The organism is Kitasatospora sp. NPDC050463, assembly GCF_040655255.1.
GTDB lineage: Bacteria > Actinomycetota > Actinomycetes > Streptomycetales > Streptomycetaceae > Kitasatospora.
Window position 1 is genome coordinate 1 of the sequence record NZ_JBFAJO010000213.1, and the last position, 1,820, is coordinate 1,820.

The following is a 1,820-nucleotide window of genomic DNA, read 5'->3' on the forward strand; positions in this document are numbered from 1 at the left end:
CTAGTGCAGCGCCGCATTGATCCTGCGAGGGTCTTGATCGCCCCCGGTGGGGGCCCGAGGGCGATCGGTCGGGCCCGGTCCTCCGGATTCAGCCGTGGACCAGTACGGTCGTGTGGTTGGCCAGGGCGGTGTTGATCTCGGCCAGGTCGAACGCGGCGGGGTCGAACTGGTCGGCCGAGTCGAGGCCGAGCCATTCGAGGCGTTCCTCGTGTTCTTCGTTGCCGGGGTCGGCGAGAACCTCGACGAGGTACTCGTATCCCCAGATCCCGCCGCAGTCCTCGGGCGGGCCGGCCCGCCGGCCGGTGAGGCAGCGCGGGTAGGAGACACCGGATTCGGCTTCGTCGACGGCCTCGACGAGGATGTCGTGCTCCCAGTTGTCGCCGAAGTCGTAGGTGTAGCCGAACCGCGCGCCGACGCCGGGGGCGATCTGGTCGAGGCACACCGCCGCCGCGCTGCGGATTCCCAGGTCCCGATCGGTGACCCCGTACCGTTCCCGCCCGGCCTCGAAGACCCACATGTGGTAGTCCTCCCACCCGAACGCGGCCTGGATCTGGTCATGCAGCCGCCGCAGATCCGTGCTCGACGGCACCTGCAGGCGACGCCAGATCGGGGGCCGGGAACCGGACAGGGTGATCTTGATCGTGTGGACGGACGTTCCCGGGGCGGTCCGGGAGCGGGTGGGCGGCTTCACGCGCCTGGTGTTCGACATGGCCGTAATCCTGCCAGCGGCACTGGTCCCCGCACGGGCGTTGGCCGCCAGCCCACTCGCCCGCGTGACAATGACCGGCGCGTGTCGAGTCCAGGGTGGGGAAAATGCCGGTGCACAGCCCATTCACGGTGATCTGGGACGAGAACCAGCGGGCGACACTGGAGCAGTTGGCGCACTCGCGCAGCGCTCCGCTCCGGCGCATCCAACGGGCCGGGGTTGCGCTGGCGGCCGCCGACGGTGTCCCGAACGCCGTCATCGCCCGCCGCCACGGATTACACATCGCCACCGTCCGGCGCTGGCGCAAGCGGCTCCACCACGAGGGACTGGCCGCGCTGGACGACCGCAGCCGGCCCGGCCGCCCGCGCCGCTACGGACCCGAGGTTCACCTGGCGATCGTGGCTACGGTGACCTCCGCCAGGCCCGACACCGACAGCCACTGGACCCACAAGTCCATCGCCAAATCCCTTGCCAAACAGGGGATCTCCGCTTCTCAAGTCGGAAGGATCCTGGCCGGCCTGGACCTCAAGCCGCACCTGGTCCGCGGCTGGCTCACCCGCCCCGCCGATCCCGACTTCCACACCAAGGCCGCCGAGGTGTGTGCCCTCTATCTGAACCGGCCCGAAGGATCGGTGGTCCTCAGCGTGGACGAGAAGACCGCCATTCAGGCCCGTTCCCGACGCCATCCCACCCGGCCGGCAAGACCCGGCCATCCCGAACAGCGCGAGTTCGAATACCGCCGCCACGGCACCGCCTCCATCGTCGCCGCCCTCGACGTGCACACCGGCCAGGTCCTCGTCGAGGACATCACCCGCAACAACTCCGTCACCTTCGTCAACTTCCTGCGGCTGCTGGACCGGAGTATCAACCCCGCCCTGGACGTCCACCTCGTCCTCGACAACGGCTCGTCCCATGTCGCGAAGGCCACCCGGGCATGGCTGGCGGCCCATCCGCGGTTCACCGTCCACCACACACCGAAGCATGCCTCATGGCTGAACCAGATCGAGATCTTCTTCTCGATCCTCGCCCGCCGTCTCCTCCGCCGGGGCGAGTTCACCTCCCGAGGCGACCTCATCGACAAGATCCGCGACTTCACCATCGCTTACAACGACGA

Annotated in this window: 2 protein-coding genes; one reads left to right on the plus strand and one right to left on the minus strand. The window is 68.8% G+C overall.

Annotation, left to right across the window (positions count from 1 at the left end):
• Nucleotides 1-88: 88 nt before the first annotated feature.
• Entirely contained in the window at nt 89-709 is a 621-nt protein-coding gene (locus tag AB0J08_RS41560) for a plasmid pRiA4b ORF-3 family protein (protein WP_360645390.1), read from the minus strand.
• 110 nt (nt 710-819) lie between these two features.
• Here AB0J08_RS41560 and AB0J08_RS41565 point away from each other — a divergent pair.
• Nucleotides 820-1,820: IS630 family transposase (locus AB0J08_RS41565; protein ID WP_360645393.1), on the plus strand; the 1,001-nt coding region annotated here is incomplete at its 3' end.

Excerpts from the sequence above, each read along its gene's own strand:
- AB0J08_RS41560 (WP_360645390.1), bottom strand. The coding sequence starts at position 709 with ATGTCGAACACCAGGCGCGTGAAGCCGCCCACCCGCTCCCGGACCGCC.